Origin of the sequence: Klebsiella sp. 2019SCSN059, assembly GCF_021739525.1 — a bacterium.
GTDB lineage: Bacteria > Pseudomonadota > Gammaproteobacteria > Enterobacterales > Enterobacteriaceae > Klebsiella > Klebsiella quasipneumoniae.
Genome location: NZ_JAKKOM010000003.1, coordinates 84319 through 99830 on the forward strand (window position 1 = coordinate 84319; position 15512 = coordinate 99830).

Annotated in this window: 17 protein-coding genes; 4 read left to right on the forward strand and 13 right to left on the reverse strand. The window is 60.5% G+C overall.

Annotation, left to right across the window (positions count from 1 at the left end; all coding sequences use genetic code 11):
* The first annotated feature begins 23 nt into the window (after window positions 1-23).
* A complete protein-coding gene (locus L2I46_RS04975; RefSeq protein ID WP_004205347.1) occupies window positions 24-323 on the forward strand; it encodes a DUF1889 family protein in 300 nt (99 codons plus the stop codon).
* Between the two features lie 250 nt (window positions 324-573).
* Here the strand turns inward: L2I46_RS04975 and L2I46_RS04980 are convergent, their stop codons facing one another.
* Genes L2I46_RS04980 through L2I46_RS04995 form a run of 4 tightly spaced genes read right to left on the reverse strand, consistent with a single transcriptional unit; the run spans window position 574 to window position 5273 of the window.
* On the reverse strand, window positions 574-2022 hold the full coding sequence (locus tag L2I46_RS04980) for an MdtP family multidrug efflux transporter outer membrane subunit (RefSeq protein ID WP_032454015.1): 1449 nt from the start codon (window positions 2020-2022) through the stop codon (window positions 574-576).
* The gene (gene mdtO, locus L2I46_RS04985) at window positions 2019-3956 is read right to left on the reverse strand and encodes a multidrug efflux transporter permease subunit MdtO (protein WP_236947583.1); all 1938 of its coding nucleotides are present in this window, start codon (window positions 3954-3956) and stop codon (window positions 2019-2021) included. The genes L2I46_RS04980 and mdtO overlap by 4 nt, the downstream gene beginning before the upstream one ends.
* Window positions 3957-3968: 12 nt before the next feature.
* Entirely contained in the window at window positions 3969-4994 is a 1026-nt protein-coding gene (gene mdtN, locus L2I46_RS04990; protein WP_236947584.1) for a multidrug transporter subunit MdtN, read from the reverse strand.
* Between the two features lie 6 nt (window positions 4995-5000).
* Window positions 5001-5273: a YtcA family lipoprotein gene (locus tag L2I46_RS04995; RefSeq protein ID WP_032454006.1), complete on the reverse strand. Its 273-nt coding sequence runs from the start codon at window positions 5271-5273 to the stop codon at window positions 5001-5003.
* Window positions 5274-5497: 224 nt separating this feature from the next.
* Here L2I46_RS04995 and yjdI point away from each other — a divergent pair, with 224 nt between their 5' ends.
* Together yjdI and L2I46_RS05005 are read left to right on the forward strand one after the other, a co-directional pair.
* A complete protein-coding gene (yjdI, locus tag L2I46_RS05000; RefSeq protein WP_004205354.1) occupies window positions 5498-5728 on the forward strand; it encodes a 4Fe-4S mono-cluster protein YjdI in 231 nt (76 codons plus the stop codon).
* A gap of 11 nt (window positions 5729-5739) precedes the next feature.
* Window positions 5740-6012 carry a GNAT family N-acetyltransferase gene (locus tag L2I46_RS05005; protein ID WP_002916201.1) on the forward strand — a complete coding sequence of 91 codons (273 nt, stop codon included), beginning with the start codon at window positions 5740-5742 and terminating at the stop codon, window positions 6010-6012.
* Between the two features lie 268 nt (window positions 6013-6280).
* Here the strand turns inward: L2I46_RS05005 and L2I46_RS05010 are convergent, their stop codons facing one another.
* The 9 genes from L2I46_RS05010 to fimB form a co-directional block, all read right to left on the reverse strand.
* Window positions 6281-7186 carry a fimbrial protein gene (locus L2I46_RS05010; RefSeq protein WP_032429212.1) on the reverse strand — a complete coding sequence of 302 codons (906 nt, stop codon included), beginning with the start codon at window positions 7184-7186 and terminating at the stop codon, window positions 6281-6283.
* A 17-nt stretch (window positions 7187-7203) separates the two neighbouring features.
* On the reverse strand, window positions 7204-7689 hold the full coding sequence (locus L2I46_RS05015; RefSeq protein ID WP_072199039.1) for a fimbrial protein: 486 nt from the start codon (window positions 7687-7689) through the stop codon (window positions 7204-7206).
* Window positions 7690-7716: 27 nt separating this feature from the next.
* Window positions 7717-8244 (reverse strand): fimbrial protein, encoded by a 528-nt coding sequence (locus L2I46_RS05020; protein WP_023290941.1) that lies wholly within the window; start codon window positions 8242-8244, stop codon window positions 7717-7719.
* A 10-nt stretch (window positions 8245-8254) separates the two neighbouring features.
* Entirely contained in the window at window positions 8255-10867 is a 2613-nt protein-coding gene (locus tag L2I46_RS05025) for a fimbrial biogenesis usher protein (protein ID WP_236947585.1), read from the reverse strand.
* An 81-nt stretch (window positions 10868-10948) separates the two neighbouring features.
* Window positions 10949-11632 (reverse strand): fimbria/pilus periplasmic chaperone, encoded by a 684-nt coding sequence (locus L2I46_RS05030; protein WP_369821209.1) that lies wholly within the window; start codon window positions 11630-11632, stop codon window positions 10949-10951.
* Between the two features lie 70 nt (window positions 11633-11702).
* Window positions 11703-12239 carry a fimbrial protein gene (locus tag L2I46_RS05035; protein WP_117132684.1) on the reverse strand — a complete coding sequence of 179 codons (537 nt, stop codon included), beginning with the start codon at window positions 12237-12239 and terminating at the stop codon, window positions 11703-11705.
* Window positions 12240-12310: 71 nt separating this feature from the next.
* Window positions 12311-12859 carry a type 1 fimbrial major subunit FimA gene (gene fimA / locus L2I46_RS05040; RefSeq protein WP_004205364.1) on the reverse strand — a complete coding sequence of 183 codons (549 nt, stop codon included), beginning with the start codon at window positions 12857-12859 and terminating at the stop codon, window positions 12311-12313.
* Window positions 12860-13339: 480 nt separating this feature from the next.
* The gene (gene fimE / locus L2I46_RS05045; protein WP_032454002.1) at window positions 13340-13948 is read right to left on the reverse strand and encodes a type 1 fimbria switch DNA invertase FimE; all 609 of its coding nucleotides are present in this window, start codon (window positions 13946-13948) and stop codon (window positions 13340-13342) included.
* Window positions 13949-14401: 453 nt separating this feature from the next.
* On the reverse strand, window positions 14402-15007 hold the full coding sequence (gene fimB / locus L2I46_RS05050) for a type 1 fimbria switch DNA invertase FimB (protein WP_023290937.1): 606 nt from the start codon (window positions 15005-15007) through the stop codon (window positions 14402-14404).
* A gap of 168 nt (window positions 15008-15175) precedes the next feature.
* On the opposite strand from fimB, the gene L2I46_RS05055 reads away from it, so the two are divergent.
* Complete coding sequence (locus L2I46_RS05055) at window positions 15176-15436, forward strand: hypothetical protein (RefSeq protein ID WP_032428979.1); 261 nt, start codon at window positions 15176-15178, stop codon at window positions 15434-15436.
* The last annotated feature ends 76 nt before the right edge of the window (window positions 15437-15512 follow it).

Here is a 15512-nt window from a genome sequence, read left to right on the forward strand (position 1 = left end):
GTGGTTAATATAAGGACACACCTATGCCAGCAGTCATTGATAAAGCATTGGATTTCATTGGTGGTATGAATACGTCTGAGCCAGTACCACAGTCTATGGATGAAAGTACCGCGAAGGGAATTCTCAAATATTTGAAAGAGCTGGGCGTGCCAGCCAGCCCGGCCGACGTCGCTGAGCGCGGTCAGCAGCAAGGCTGGAGCGCCGGGTTTACCGACAAAGTGGCGGAGTGGGCTGAACGGGTCGCCGCCGGCGAACGGCTGGTGATTAAGCATCCGGAATTCTTTTCCACCTACATGCGGGAAGAGCTGCGCGCCCTGGTGTAATCGCCGCGCAGCAACACCGCGTCTTCTGTTTAATGCCTTCCCCACCGGGGAAGGCATTCTGGCTGATGACAAACCTGTTTCATTATTGTGCCCGCATTTCTGCCGGGTGGCGGCTTTCGCCTTACCCGGCCTACGAAAGACGGCCATATCAAACCGTTATGCGGTTGGCCGTAGTCCCGCGCAAACGCAGCGCCGCCGGGCAATCCCTGAAGACGGTTTAATGCCTTCCCCACCGGGGAAGGCATTTTTGTTACTGGCCGCGGTAGCCGCCGCCCAGGGCTTTGATCAGGGTAATGTCGGTGCTCAACCGCTGGGCCTCAATATCCAGCAGCAACAGCTGCTGGGCAAGGACCGCCCGCCGGGCCTCTTCGGCGGCGTAGCGGCTGAGCAGGCCTCGCTGATAATGGGCGCGAGCGCTGTCGGTGGTGGTTTGCGCCGCGGTGACCTTCAGCTGCTGCAGCGCGCGCTGCTGATTCAGGTCGTTAAGCTGGCTGGAGCTGATGGCGACATCGCGAACCGCGTCCAGTACCGCCTGGTTGTACTGTTTGATCAGAATATTGCTGGCGGTGCGCACCGACTGCAGATTGGCGTTCAGACGACCGCCGTCGAAGATCGGCAGATAGAGCCCAGGCAGCAGGTTGATCTGCTGGAAAGAAGACTTAAACAGATCCCCGACGCTCAGGGCGTTATAGCCCCAGAACGCTTTGATATCAAAATGAGGATAAAACGCCGCTTTCGCCGCGTCGACCTGGCTCAGGGAGGCGGTCACATACCCGCGCAGCGCCTGCAGGTCCGGGCGGCGGGCCAGCAGCTCGAAAGAGAGCGACGGCGGCAGCGTCTCCTGGAGCGCAGGCAGCGCCACCGGATGGATCGCCGGCATGCTCTGCGCATCGGCGCCTATCAGCGCCCGCAGGGTTTCACGATACTGGGTCAGCGTCCCCTCGGCGCTGATGATCTGCTGGCGGGCGGCGAGCTTTTCGGCCTGGGCGTTGGCCACATCCACACTGTCTTCCACGCCGCGTTGGGTCCGGTGCTCGTGGGCCGCCACCGAGAATTGGGCAATGCCTTCCAGGTCCTGCAGCAGCGCGATTTTCTGGAACGTCGCCTGCATGGCGAAATAGAGCTGCGCCACGCTGCTGGCGATGTCGAGCTCAATGCCGGCGGTCTCCGCCAGCCGGGCGTTTTTCTCGCCAATGGCGGCGGCAACCCGGGCGCGATCGGCTCCCCAGAGATCGATATTCAGCTGCGCCCCGACGCCAACGGTGTTCAGCGTATACCAGGGACCGTTCTTATCCACCGGCAGGGAGTAGGAGTAGGGCCAGCTAAAGGATTTGTCGGTGATCCGCAGGCGATTTTGCGCCGCGACGGCGGTGGCCTGCAGGCCCATCGCCGACTGGGCGAGTTCCACCGTGGACTGCGACTGAGAGATGCGCAGCCGGGCGGCCTGCATGGTCGGCGAGTTCTGCAGCGCCCGGTTGATCAGCATGTTGAGCTGAGGATCCTCATAGGCCTCCCACCAGCGGGCTGCCGGCCAGTCGCTATTCGCCAGGTGGATCACCTGCGCCAGCTGGGCCTGCTGCGGATTGACGATGGCGACCTGGGCTGGCTCGTCCTGGATCAGCGCGCAGCCGCTGAGCAGCGTCAGCGTCAGGGTAAGGAGAGTGCCGCGCAGCCGCGCGGAGAAAGGAAGGATCATCATGACGTTTTAGCCTGTTGCTCAGTCGCTATCGGTGTCGGGCCCCAGTCGGGCAGGGCGGCCAGCGCGGCGGCCAGCGCCGGGCCAAAGGGGTTAGTCAGGTCGGCGGCCAGCTGCTCGGCAGGCGCTGTCGCCTCCTGTTCGATACGTTCGGCGTAGCGCCGCAGCTGTTCGGCGCAGCGGGTCAGGGTCGGGTCTCCCGGCGCGGCGTTGAGCCGGTACCCTTCGCTGAGGCGGGCGATCTCCTCGGCCCGGGCGAGGGTGGCGCGCATCGGCCAGTCTTTCGCCTGGGGCCAGGGGTGGGCATACGTACCCAGCGGTTCGGCGCGAACCCGATGGATCAGCGCTTCGCTGTCGGTGAAGGCGACAAACAGAGGGGCCAGCGGCACCGCATCGTGCGGGGCGGCGAGGCAGTCCGCCAGCCGGCGATAGAGTCCGGCGAGGCGCGATTTCAGCTGCGGCGCTTCGCTGTCCGGCCAGAGATACAAATGGACAATGGAGGAGACCAGCACCCCGAGCAGAATGCCCAGCACCCGGTCCCGCAGCTCGGTGAGGTTTGTCAGCGGACCAAACCAGCTGAGGAAGGCCAGCGCAAAAGTGAAACCAATCTGGATCCCGGCGTAGGCGATACGCTCCGAGCCGGCGGCAATCCAGGCCGCCAGCGCCAGCACCGGCAGGGACATCGCCAGCAGCCCCGACAGCGAGTCGGTCCAGGGCTGGACAAAGACGATTAACAGCAGCGCCAGCAGAGTGGCGAGCAGCGCGCCGCCGATGCGCAGCCACGTCTTCTGCATCGTGGCGCCCAGCCCGGGCTGGGCGACGATCACGCAGCTCAGCATAATGGTGTGCAGCCCCTGCCAGTCGGCAGCGGTATAGAAGACATAGCAGATTAGCGTCGCCAGCAGGGTCTTGAGCGCAAAATGGAGATACGCCGGGTTGCGCCAGGCGTCCGGCGCCAGCAGAGGCGGTTTTTCCACCTCGCCCTGCGGCAGGGCCACCGGCTCACCCTGGGCCAGCTGCTGCAGAAGGGCAGCCATCTCCTGCAGAACGGCGCGATTGGCGCCGCGGCCGCTGAGCGCCAGGGGGGGAATGGCGCCGTCAAACGGCCCCTCGCTAAGGGCGCTCTTCAGCTGCAGTACCGCCTGCGACAGCAGCAGGCGATCGTCGCTATCGGCCTCGTCCGCTTGCAGCAGCGCCGCCAGCTGGTAGCAGCGCAGGGTGGCGGCCAGCCGCGAGCGCCAGGCCTGCGGATCGGCGGCGATCTCCGGCGTCGCCCGGCAGGCCTGGGCGAACAGCGACTGCAGCTGGTTGAACTGCGCGGCGGTCTCGCCGAAGGTCGGTGGCGTTTCTCCGCCCGGGGTCGCCCGCCGGCTGGCGACCGACTGCAGCATCTCCGCCAGACGCGCCTTAAACTGGTTGCCGGGAAAGGCCTGCTGAAAACAGGCGTTGACCAGCAGGGTGACAAGGATCGCGGTGTTAATCGCCACCCACAGCCAGAGCAGCAGCCGCACCAGGATCTCGCTCTGGCTGGTCATCGACGGGAAGGTTTGGGCGTAAATCACCGCCAGCGCCACCACGAAAAAGGCCAGTCCCAGCTTGCCCAGCACCCGCATCAGATAGATGGCGCAGAAAAAGAGCGCCACGGAGGCCGCCAGGCGGATCAGCGGGTAGTCATAGGTCCACTTGATGATCAGCAGCACGCCGCCGAGCGCCACGCTGACGGTGACAAAAAAGACCACGCTGACTAACTTAATCATCAACACGTTAGGCTGGCTGACGTAGAACACGACGATCAGCGCGACGGCCAGGAAGGGGATCTGCAGGGTCATGAACAGGGTGATGAGCACCGCACAGCTCAGCGTCAGGCGCAGCGTGTAGCTGGCGCGTCCCGGCGCGTCGCGCAGTTCCTGGCGTAAAAAATGGGCGAGAGGAAACATCGCGTCGCCCGGCTACGGCTGCAGCACGGCGCTGGCCGAGGCGCCCATGCGGAACAGAGCCAGATCGGGATCGCTGACGGCGATTTTTACCGGGAAGCGCTGCGAGACGTGGACCCAGTTAATGCTTTTCTGGATCAGCGGCAGGCCTTCGATGACGCTCCCGCCTTCGGGCAGGACCCCGGAGCCGACCGAATCGACCACCCCGTTAAAGGTCCGGTTGTGGTTGGTCATCACGGTGATCCGCGCCGCCACGCCAGGGCGCACGTTGTTCAGATCGGTCTCGCGGAAGTTCGCGATCACATACCAGCGGTCGTCATCCAGCAGGGTGAAGACCGGCTTCAGCGCCGAGGCGTACTGGCCGACGGTGGTTTTCAGCGCCACTACCACGCCGTTGAACGGCGCGCGCACTTCGGTAAATTCCAGATGCAGTTCGGCGAGGGCGATTTGCGCCAGGATCCCGGCGCGTTGCGCCACCATGGCATCCACGCCGGTCACGGCCGCCGAGGCCTGTCTGGCCTGCAGCAGCGTGGCTTCCAGCTCCGCCCGGGCCGCTTTCTCGGCGGTGCGCGCCTGATCGAGATCTTCCTGCGAGGCAAACCCCTGCGGCACCAGCGGTTCAAGGCGGATGCGCGTGGAGGTGGTCTGCTTGACCAGCGCTCTGGCGCGCTCGACGGCGGCCGCTACCGACTGGGCGTTATACTCCTGCGCTTTGATGGTGCGCTGGGTCAGCATAATCTGCGCGTCGAGGGTCGTCAGCCGGGCTTTCGCGTCATCGAGCATCGCCTGATAGGGACGGGGGTCGATGCGGAACAGCAGATCGCCTTTTTTCACCCGCTGGTTATCGCGGATGGGCATCTCCACGATGCGTCCGCTGACCTCGGGCACCACATCGATGGTATCGGCATAGACATAGGCGTCATTGGTCTCCGGCGACGTTTGCAACTGCCAGATAACCAGGATAAGCGCCAGGATGGCGGCGAGGACCAGCGCCAGCAGAGGCCATTTCTTGCGTAACAGGGGAGTGCGGGAAGTAGTCATAAGCGATCAGTGAACAAAAAACAGAAACCACAGCAGCGTGGCGAACAGGAACATCAGCGCGACATAGCTGAAGACCAGGGGAGAAAAGCGCGGCTGCCAGCCGTTACGGGTAATCAGGATATGGCAGGGGATGAGTAAAAACGCGCCGCCCAACAAGCAGAAAAACCAGCCGGGGAACGCGGCGCCCAATACCGGGATCGCTGGTGAGAGTGAGCAGCCGGTGAGCGGCAAGACGAGCAGTAGCCGCGCCGGGCGGGCTATGGTGGCAATATGATTCAATGGAACATCCCTGAGTGCTCTTACCAGTGTGTCATGAGTGTAATCGCCTCGTTGCGGGAATGAAAGTCAACCGTTCGTTGAGTGCGGGATCCGTGCGCGCCGGAAGAGCGGGAGGATGCGCCAAATCCCTCTCCTGACGCCCATTACCGACTTGCGCATAGTCAGCCGTCACGGGGAGGACTATGCTTAGCCTGAAAGTCATAAAACAAGACCGAGGCAATGTCATGGATAAGGAATTACTGGAAGCCGGCTACCGGGCCTACACCGGGGAGAAAATCGACGTCTACTTTAATACGGCGATCTGTCAGCATTCCGGGAACTGCGTGCGCGGCAGCGCGAAGCTGTTCAATCTCAAGCGTAAGCCGTGGATCATCCCGGATGAAGTGGATGTCGCGACGGTGGTGAAGGTGATCGATACCTGCCCGAGCGGCGCTCTGCAATATCGTCATAAATAAGCGAGGAGAAGATGGAAATACTGGAAGGGCACAACAAATTTTATGTTAACGACGCGCAGGGTAACCAGGTCGCGGAGATTGTTTTTGTTCCCACCGGCGAACACCTCAGCATTATCGAACATACCGATGTCGATCCCAGCCTGAAAGGCCAGGGCGTGGGGAAACAGCTGGTGGCGAAGGTGGTGGAAAAAATGCGCCAGGAGCAGCGGAAGATTATTCCACTCTGCCCGTTTGCCAAACATGAATTCGATAACACCCGCGAATACGACGATATTCGCGCCTGACGTACCGGCACCGGTGTAAACCGGTGCGCTTTTCACTCGCCAGCGCATCCGCGCCATTAGTCACTCATCGCTTCCCCCATGCCTGTTCAAACGCCGACCGTGAGTTTGCTGATGAACGAGGCGGCTGCCTGTGCGGAAAGCGAGGGGCCATATGCGGGGGATGTTCCACCCGCTTTTTTACCCCCGCCAGCCGCTTCGCCGCGTTCAGTATCCGCTGGTTCAACCCCCCGGGCGGCCAGCGAGCAGGAAGAGAGGATGTCATCGGTCATCATTGATAGACAAAGGTAATGCCGATGATCGACTGCACATTACCGGCGGTGACCTGGCCTGTGGTCCGGGCGTAGGTCGCCGTCAGGCCGAGATTGACCGGCGAGGTTCCGACGGTGCCCAGCGAGACCGTGCTGTTCGCCGGCACGGCGCTGCCGTTGCGGGTAAGCTGGACGCCTATCCCCTGCGCCGGCGAGGCGGAGGCGGTGTTCGTGAAGATCGCGTGGGCGCTGTCCGCGGTGGCGCCGGAGAGGTAATACCCCAGCTGCTGGCTCTGCGCGCAGTGCACGGTGAGCGGCACGGCCATGGAGCCCGGGTAGTCGGGGAGGGTGACGGTGACATCGCGGGCAGAGACATCGCAGCCGCCGGTGGGGACCACCACGTCGTTATTGGCGTAGATGTTCCAGATGAACTGGAAGGAGTCGCTATTGTAGTTGTTGGTCTGATGCAGGATCAGCACCGCGATTAACGATCCTGCGGCGATCGCCACCCCGCCGGCGGTGCTGACCGGCGTCAGATACAGGACGGCGGGCCAGGGCTTATCGGTTCGTGAATCGTAAATCACCCGCGCCGTTTCCGTGGTGGTCGGGAAGGGGTAAGAGGTGCCGTTATATTTCACGGTGCCAGAGAAACTCGACAGCACGCCGCCATAGGCGGATCCGCGCTGCAGGGTCACGTAGTCAGTGATCGTTTCCGGATAGTCGTTATGGCAAAAAATCTGCGTGGAGAGGTCGACCACCAGGTTTTGCCCGACGTTGACCGCCGGGGTCAGGTTAACGTAGACGTTGGCTGATCCGCCGCCGATGGGGATCGTCGCGCCGGTGGCCGTTTTGCAGGCGAAGGACCAGGCGTTTATCGACCAGCCCAGCAGCAGCAGGGTGGTGAACAGGGGAATAATTTTTTTCATCATGATGCTCTCCTGGCTCAGGCGTAGGTATAGGTGACGTTAATCACCGCCTGAATGGTGCCTTGCGTGGCGCCGCCGTTGACCGACAGGGCCCTGACCTGCAGCGGGAAGCGGGCGGACTGGCTGGCCTCATCCACCTGTACCGACTGGCTGCTGCCGTTGTTCAGCGTGGCGCCGTCCTCGCTCTGCAGTTCGAGCTGAATATTGCCTGCCGTCCCCTGGTTTTTGTAATAGCCGGTGCTGTCCGCGGTCCCGCTGAAGGTGGCCTTCACCCGTGAGGTACCGACGGGGCAGTTGCTGAGATCCAGCGCCACGCTGTGCCAGGCCGATGCCGAGCCCGCGCCGATCAGGCTGAAGGTGTAAAGATCGCCCAGCTCGACGGTGGCATTGACGGTGGAGACCGTGCAGGGTCTGGCCACCACCTTCCCGTTGACGGTGAGGGTGACATCGGCCGCCCGCAGGGAAGGGCTCGCGGTTAACAGGCCGGCCAGCAGCCAGCCCACGTGGGTCCATTTCATTGCAGCCTCCGCTTACTGAAATTCCAGGGTGAATGTCGCTGTCGCATTGACATGCCCGGCGGTGACGGGCACCTGGGTGGCCATCAGACGGGCGTAAAAGTTCAGGATGTTGGTCTGGCCCGGCGTCAGCGTGGTCCAGGCGATGGCTGACGACGGGGCATTGACGGGCAGCCGGGACTGCTGCTGGTCGAGAATCTCCACCCCCATTCCCGCCGCCGCCGAGGCGCCGGCGTCGAGTTTTAACAGGCTGGTATTGACGCTGTCCGCCACGCCGGTGAAGCCGACCTTCACCGCGGTGACGGAAGTGCCGCAGGGCGACAGCACGATACGGAACGGCACCGGCGGGGTCGTCGCCCCGACGGCGTAAAACTGCTTCGCGGCGTTGTCCTGCAAATCGACGGTGAACTCCTTCGACTCTCCGGCCACCGCGCAGGCGTTGTCGCGCACATAGCCGCTGATGGCGATCGTGCTGTCGGCAGCGAAGGCCAGCGGCGCGGCCAGCGTGAGCAGGGCGCCCAGCAGATACTGCGGTGTTCTCATCATCATCTCCTTAGCGACACGCGACGGACAGCTGGCTGAGCGCCTGCTGCCGGCTCTCCGGCGGCAGACGATAATCGGCCACGCACTGGGCGTCGGCGCCATCGCCCCATTTCACCCGCACCTTACCCGCCAGCGGCATCCCGCTGAGGTAGACCTGACCGTTATCCGCGACGATGCTGCCGCTCCGGTTGCTGTCGCTGGTGGCGAGGGCGCCAAACGGCACCGGTTTGCCGCGATGGGTCAGCGTCATCAGGATCTTCATCCCCACCTGGGCGTTAAAGCTGGCGCGGACGATCGCCCCATGGGTAGGCACCACGCTGACCACCGCATCATCAAGGTCGACATTGTCCGCCAGGGTATTAGTGTCCAGCGCGACCCGGTTTTCGCGATACTCGGTGGCATACGGCAGGACGGCATATCCGCGCCAGTCGGTGCGTACCCCGGTCTGGTTTTCCACCTTCACGCCGCCGGCGCCGGGGGCTTTCACCAGCACCACGGTATCGTTCAGCGGCTGGCTCAAGGTGATGCCGTTGGCGTGCGCCAGCACGCCGCCGCTGACCCCGTAGTAAAGCTGTTTAAAGCCATCGCTGCGGCTGTAGCCGACGTTGGCGTTGCCGTAGCCGCCGCGGTAGTTGAGCGCGGTATAGCCGGTGCTCCCGTTGTCGCCGTTGCCGCCGCCGGCATAGCCGGTTTGCACGCTATAGCTGAGGTTGTTGTCATCAAGCAGGGTGCCGTACAGGCCCGCCAGATTGGTCATGCGGCCATTGAGATCGTGCGACAGGCTGTAGCTGGCGCTGGCGTGCCGCCAGACCGAACGGCTATCGGAGCGCAGCCAGTGGCTGAAGGGGATATTGACGTTAACCGCCAGCATCTGATCGCGTCCCTGCTGCCAGGCGTTTTTCGTCAGGCTGTAGCTTAGCGACCAGTTGATATCGTCTACGGCGGCGTTGAGGCCGGCCTGCAGTTGCTCATCGGCATCGTCGGTGCCCCAGTAAGTCTGGTGGCTGCCGCTCAGATAGAGGGTGGCGGTGCGCCCCAGCTGTTGGGTCACGCTCAGTTGCACCTTGCCGCGTTTGCTGTAAGCCAGATTGTAGTAGTCGGTAAATTTGGGTTTCACCTGGATAACCCCGTCCTGAGTTTCCACGCTGTAGCCGCTCATCCGGCGGTAGGTGGTATCGGCAAAGTTATAGTAGCCGCGGGTGGAGTAGCGGTAGCCCACCAGCTGCAGGTTGGTGCCGGTCTCATCCAGTGACTTGTTATAGAGAAAGCGCACCGACTGTCCCTGATGCTCGCTGTCGTCAGGCAGGGTGGCGTTGGCCTGGGTGATATCCAGCGACAAGGCGCCGAAATAGCCCATGTTTTTCCCCACCCCGAGGTTAAAGGCGCGATAGCGGTCCGCCAGCTGGGCGCCGCCGTACAGGGTCCAGCCGGCCGGCAGGCCATGCATGGCCGTGCTCTGGAAAAAATCGGGCGTTTCCTGCTGGCTGTTGCCGCTGCGGTACTCCCCGGCGGAGAGGGCGAAGCGGGTATGGCCTTCGCGCTGCAGCACCGGCACCGTTGACCAGGGCACGCTGAAGACCTGGCGGGTGCCATCCGCTTCTTTAATGGTGACCTGCAGATCGCCGCCGTTGCCCGCGGCGTAGAGATCGTCGATGGTAAACGGCCCCGGCGGCACCGTGCTCTGGTAGATTTCGTAGCCGTTTTGTTTGACTGACACCTGCGCGGTGCCGCGGGCGATCCCGTGGATCACCGGCGCGAAGCCTTTCTGGCTGTCCGGCAGCATATTGTCATCGGAGGCCAGCTGCGCGCCGCGGAAGTTGATCCCGTCGAAGACATCGCCGTTGGTGTAGCTATCCCCGAGGGTAAGCCGCGACCGCAGGGGAATGATGTCCCGCTCAAGCCAGCTGTTGACGTGCTGCCAGCGGTTCTCATTGGATGAGGCGCTGCCGCCGCTGCTGTAACTCCAGGTGCTGTTATCGCGCAGGCGCCAGGCGCCGAGGTTCAGCCCGCTCTGCAGATTCAGATAGGCGTAACGGCTGTTCCCCCCGGTGGCGTTATGAACGTTATTGCCGGTGAAGTTATAGTTAATCAGCCCGGCGGTGATGCCGTTATCCCATAGCTCCGGCGGAATATAGCCGCGGGCGTGGCTGCCCATAAACGCCTGGGGTACGGTGAGATACAGGCGCTGCTGGCCGACATCGAAGCGGGTGGTGGCTTCGCTGATGAGCGTCGTTAGCGGCACGCAGGCCTTACTGTCCAGGGCCGCCATGCCCGTCACCCGTCCGGTATCCACCCCCATGCTCGCCAGCTGGCCGCGGGTCAGGCAGGGCGACAGGCCATGGCCCTGCGCATCGGCCTGGAAAGTAACGTCCCGGGTAGTCATATAGCCGTTATTGAGGTAAATATCGACGCGATAGGTGCCCGGCGGGACCTCCTGGCCTTTTTCAAATCCCGACAGGTCTGCCACCGCCGCCGGATCGTCAGCTAAAAAGCGGGGGTTAAAATAGAGGTCCGCCTGCGCGGCAAACGGCTGCGAGCAGAGCCACAGCGTCAACGCCGGCGTAATCAGGCGCCGGGCGCTTGGGCGACCCCCATGGTCCAGTCCATATTTTCGATGTGACATAATCCCTCCGGTCCGACGTTGCCCGGCAGTCAGTGCTTCTGGTCATGCGCAGCGTGGCCCGCGCGGCGGGGCACACCAGAGTTAACGCAGTACGCCATTCATTTTCGGCGTCAGCGCGCCGTAATCGTTAATGGTGCGATAGGTGATGGTGCTGCCGGCATCCGCGGGCAGCTTGACGCTGGTTTTGCCCATCGGCGGCACCAGGGCGTTTTCCAGAATGCGCGTTCCGGCGTTCAGTTCGGTCACCGTCAGGTAATAGGGGGTGGGATTAGTCAGCGTTAGCGACGATCCGTTGCGGCTAAAGGTCAGCTTGTCCGGCGCCTGATCCGGGGGCAGGGCCAGTTTTGCCGGTCGGTAGTAGAGCTTGATGCGGCTGATAATCGCCAACTGGAGGGTGTTGTCGCTGAGCTTCGATTTATCCATTGAAGGAATGGCCTTCACGTTCATCCAGAACAGGCTTTCCCGATCCTGCGGCAGCTGGTTATTGGTCGCGTCGATAATGCGCAGGGTGTTCTCTTTTTTGCCCTGCATGGCAAACAGGGGGGGAGTGATAACAAACCGGCCGTCTCGCTGCCCATCGGCATTTTCCACCCATGACTGAATAAGCCAGGTGCTGTTGTCGTCGTTATTGGTGACCGCCAGCTGGACCTGTTTCTGACCCGCCGGGTAGATGACCCGGGTCGCGCCCAGCGCGACGCCCGCGTGCGCGCTGGCGCTCAACGCGCCGGCGGCGAAAAGCGCACATCCCGTCAGTATGCCGCGTATCGTCGTTGCCGTTTTTCTCACATTATCTCCTTGTCTGCTCACGGTGTTGTCCTGCTGGTCTGCGGGTTGATTACTGATAGGTTAATGAGAACCAGGCCTGGGCGTTGGCCGCCCCGCCGGTGACCTGGCGTCCGGTCGCCCGATATTTGGCGACGAAATTTAGCGTCGTCGGTCCGCGGTAGAGCGCCACCCAGCGATCCGGTGGACGATTGAGGGGCAATTGCTGGCCCTGACTGTCGAACAGCGCAATGCCTATCCCGCTGGCGATCCCCGGGCCTTCGCCCACCGACAGCACATCGGGGTTTTTGCCGTCAGCCACGCCGTGAAATGCCACCCCGACATGCTGGCTGACCGCCGTACTGCAATCCTGTAAATGAATCGCGAAAGGGATCGGGTTGCTGTCTTCGCCCACGTCGTGAAATCGGTTACTGCTGATCTGTCCCAGATTGACCGTCATCTGCCGATCGCCGGCTTCAACGCGGCAGGAACTGGCCATGATCAGGCCCTGAAAGCGCATGCTCCCTCCCGGCAGCGTGACGTTCCACTGATTACCGGCCAGCGCCAGCGGAGGCAGCAGCAGTAGCAGACCCGATTTCATTCCCTGCATCGTTTCACCCCGGTTGCAAAATTAAGCGTGGGCCCTCCTGGCCCGGATGGCTTCCTTGCCTGATGGTTGCCTTACTCGTACTGCACTTTGAAGGTGGCGTCCGCGTTCGCGATACCGGCGGTCGCGGCGCCAGTGGCGTAGTAACGCGCCTGGAACGGAATGATGTTGGTGCCGTCATTCAGGGTGGTGGCTGCGCTGAAGGTGGCGCCGTCCAGCGCCAGCGGCGTGCCGGTGTTGTCGAGGATCTGAACGCCGACGTTGGTCGCGCTGCCGGCGGCAGAGTTTTGCAGCGCCAGAACGGTGGTATTGCTGCTGTCGATAGCCGTACCGGCGAAGGCGACGGACGCTTTGGTTGCTACCGTGGTGTCGCAATCATCCAGCTGAATGTTGAAACCGACGGACGAACTGGTGCTCCCCGCCGTGGCCAGCTTCGCGGAACGCACCTGGCCCAACTGAACGGTTTGATCGATAGAGCCGGCATCCACCGCACAGGCCGCGTTAACGACTTCCCCTTTAAAATGGACGGTCCCGCCGTTAACCGTGGTGGTATCGGCCAGGGCCGCCGCGGAGCTCAGAGACAGGGCTGACACAACAATCATTGCCAGTGTTTTGATTTTCATACTGTTTTCCTTTGAACGATGTCGAAATAACGAACCGGATTGGCAGCCGTTGTGCCTTCCAGGCATTTCAGATTTCAGCCGAGTGGTCCGGCTGCCGGCTCTGCACAGTTTTCGCCCAACCGATGAGACAATTGGGGCCATTTTGACTCGTTGAGATAAATGATCTGATTTCCGTTTAATTACGCCTGTTTTATGGTGTTAAGTTCTGAGAAATGTTGTTTATATGGATGTTTCATCTTTGGTTGTTGGCGGAGTGCGAAAGGAAGAGCGATGCCGCTGGCGAAGGCGCGTCGATGCCCCGGGAGGTCAGGGTGAGAAAAGTGCGTAATTGATGTTTTAAAAATGATTTAAAATCAGATGATTATGAATTTTTTTTGCAGAAATATGGCGTGGTGAGTTGCAAAATATGTCAAAACATTTTTATGATATAAACAGTTTGGCCCCAATTGACCTGTTCACGGTTTATTTTTTTAATTAAATTCAATCGGTTGTATCAATTCCCGCTTCCGCATTGTTTTCTCCAATAAGATTATTTCTTTCCCATATTCCGGCAAAACGCGCCGCATTGCTGGCGGTGTAGCGCACCGTGTGTCGAATATTACGATGACCGAGATAATCCTGGATCAAACGGGTATCTGTCCCTCTTTCCGCCAGTTCGTAGCCGCAGGCGTGACGCAGCATATGGGGGTGGGTCTGCGTTACGGTACCTGCCTTTTCCCCGGCGGCGCGAATAATACGATATGCCTGCTGGCGTGAGAGCGGGGTACCGCGACGGGAGATAAACAGCGCGTCGGTTTTGGCCGCCGCTTTCCAGCCGGCGCGGACCTGACTCCAGCGCTCAATAGCCTCACGTTCATCAAAGCGCAGCGGGTGAATAGTCGAAAAACCGTTCTTCAACCGCCGCACATTGACCCGGCCTTCCCGTAGATCCAGATCGTGATAGTGCAGATCCAGCAGTTCGCTGATGCGCATCCCGTGGCGAAAGGCGAGCAGGATGAGGCAGTAGTCCCGCTCGCCGGTGGCGCCCTGACGCGCGGCCTGCATCATAGCCTGAACTTCTTTGGCGGTAAGAAAACGACGTCGGTTCACAATAGTTGCTCCTGAAAAAGATGTGAGGGGTCGTCATGGCGAAACCATACGCCATGACGGAAAAGATCCGGAATGCGAGAACGGTACAAGGTGAAGGCGATTAACCACGCATAGATAGCATATTATATTTACAGCCAGTCAAAATATCGCCTGGCGATAATTCTTAATTTTAGAGATTTTAAGCAAGGCCACAATAGATCTGCTCGGGTTTCATAGCATGTGCATAAAATAAAAGGTTTTTTTCAGGCGATAGATTTTAAAAATAGCGGGATGGATTTTTAGCCAACAATAAATAGTCACGGCAAAACCGGAATTTATGCAGGGTTAATTGAACGATGTGACCGCAGGATTAAATAAGAACTTGCGGGAACAGTAATCATAATTAACCGAGGGTTAATTTATTGATATTTAATTTCCCCGCAACGCGGTACAACGCCATCCGTGGCGTCAGGCTTACTGAAGCAACGACAGGCGCTGTTTGTCGCGCGTATTGTCCCAGATACCATAGAAGCGTCCCGCGTTGCTGGCGGTATACCAGACGGTATGGCGAATATTGCGGTGTCCGAGATAGTCCTGGATCAGGCGGGTATCGATACCCATATTGGCCAACGCAAAGCCACACGAGTGACGCAGCATGTGCGGGTGGATCTCCAGCGGCAATCCCGCCTGGTCGCCAGAAGAGGCGATAATCTGATAGAACTGCTGGCGGGAAAGGGGATTGCCTTTGCGGGAGAGAAACAGCCACTCGCTGGCGGCCTGCGGCCAGGTGTTGCGAATGGCCAGCCAGCGCTTTAGGGCGTGGATCTCTTTATTCAGCAAAGGGTGGGTGGTCGAGAACCCCTTTTTTAGCCGATGGATATAAACGCAGCGGGAAGCAAGGTCGATATCGGATATTCGCAGGCGACAGATCTCGCTGGCGCGCAGACCATGGATGAAGCACAGCAGCGTCAGGCAATAATTACGTGCGGCGTAGGGACCGCTATCGGCGGCTTTTAGTAGCGACTCGATTTCATTCTGAGTCAGGAAGTTCCTTTTTTTAATATCGGCGTTATTCGTCATGGTGTTCCCTTTTATGGCAGGCAAATATTACGCTTTCCGGGCCTGCGTCAGGTCATTGTTAAATGCGACTGCCTTTTTATTTTTAAACAGCGTGCTGATAACGTTTTTATTTGCTACGGGTGCACGCAGTATCATGGGCTATCGCCATCCCCTGCGATAAGACGCCGCATGCTGAAGGGTAAAGAAAGGGTTAGCTGGTTGAACTGGCGAATCTTTCCTGGAGGTTTCCACGTCCTGTACATCCCTGATCCTCTTGATGATGCCCACGTGATGATGAAGGCACTGGCTTCCGGCCACGGCAAGGCGGCCATCAATGCCGTCATGATTTATTTCCCGGCTGTCGGGGCGGCACGGCGTCAGCCAGCCGGCCGCCCGTATCTCAGCGACGGGAATGGCATGAGTAATTTCTCAGACAGAATACAACCTTGAACCGTCTGGATAGCATTCACTGCAAAACTACAACAGTGATTAAACCATACTGCAAAAAGCCTGGGGATAATAGCCA